This window comes from Endozoicomonas sp. SESOKO2 (assembly GCF_024606245.1).
Lineage (GTDB): Bacteria > Pseudomonadota > Gammaproteobacteria > Pseudomonadales > Endozoicomonadaceae > Endozoicomonas_A.
The window spans coordinates 1-1239 of the sequence record NZ_JAHHPQ010000413.1; the positions used below are offsets into that span (position 1 = coordinate 1).

Below are 1239 nucleotides of genomic sequence, written 5' to 3' on the forward strand. Positions count from 1 at the left end.
TCCATATGCAGCATACCGAGGAAGCCACAGCGGAAACCAAAGCCCAGGGCATCACTGCTCTCAGGTTCGTAGAACAGAGAAGCATCATTAAGACTCAGTTTTTCCAAAGCTTCACGGAAAGACTCAAAGTCGTCTGAGCTGACCGGAAAAAGGCCAGCATAGACCTGAGGTTTGACCTTCTGAAAACCTGGTAGTTCCGGAACATCCGGTGTTTTTGCCAGCGTCAGGGTATCACCTACAGGTGCACCATGAATGTCCTTGATACCAGCAATAACATAGCCCACCTCACCCGCTTTCAGTTCGCCGATAGCGTTCATCTTTGGAGAGAAGATACCCACATTATCTACGCCATGGGTCTGACCGGTCGATTTAACAAGCACCTTGTCGCCTTTCTTCAAGGTGCCGTTCTTGACACGCACCAGTGATACAATACCCAGATAATTATCAAACCAGGAATCAATAATCAGGGCCTGCAACTCACCGTCGATATCGCCTTGCGGCGCAGGGATGGTCTGAACCAGACGTTCAAGCACATCGTCAATACCCAGACCACTCTTGGCAGAACAGCGGACGGCATCCAGGGCATCGATACCGATAATTTCTTCGATTTCCTGCGCCACACGCTCAGGTTCTGCCTGAGGCAAATCCATTTTATTGAGTACTGGCATCACTTCCAGCCCCTGCTCGATTGCGGTGTAGCAGTTCGCCACAGACTGTGCTTCAACGCCCTGGGCGGCATCCACCACTAAAAGAGCACCTTCACAAGCGGATAGAGAACGTGAAACTTCATAGGAAAAATCAACGTGCCCGGGTGTATCGATGAAATTTAGCTGATAGGTGATACCGTCTTTGGCGGTATAATCCAGTGTGACACTCTGAGCCTTAATGGTAATACCACGCTCACGCTCAAGCTCCATGGAGTCGAGAACCTGAGCTTGCATTTCACGATCACTTAACCCTCCACAGGTCTGGATAAAGCGATCTGCCAGCGTCGACTTACCGTGGTCGATATGGGCAATTATGGAGAAGTTCCTGATATGACTTAAGTCGCTCACGATTGCATCACTACAAAAAATTTGTCCCCGCTCAGAGTTCAATCTCTTTCACGAGGACTGTTGTTCAGCTTGCAGGGAATCTGCGAGCCTGAAATAAAGGCGCGAAGCTGCTGTATATAGAGGCGGAGTCTACAGCATCTGAAGATACAGATCACCCCTGAAGACTTGAAACCCTGATCAAAGC

Annotated in this window: 1 protein-coding gene; it reads right to left on the reverse strand. The window is 49.5% G+C overall.

The annotated features are described in order from the left end of the window. A partial coding sequence (gene lepA, locus KDK17_RS09110; RefSeq protein WP_257287898.1) for a translation elongation factor 4 occupies positions 1 to 1055 on the reverse strand: 1055 nt, incomplete at its 3' end. Between the last annotated feature and the right edge of the window lie 184 nt (positions 1056 to 1239).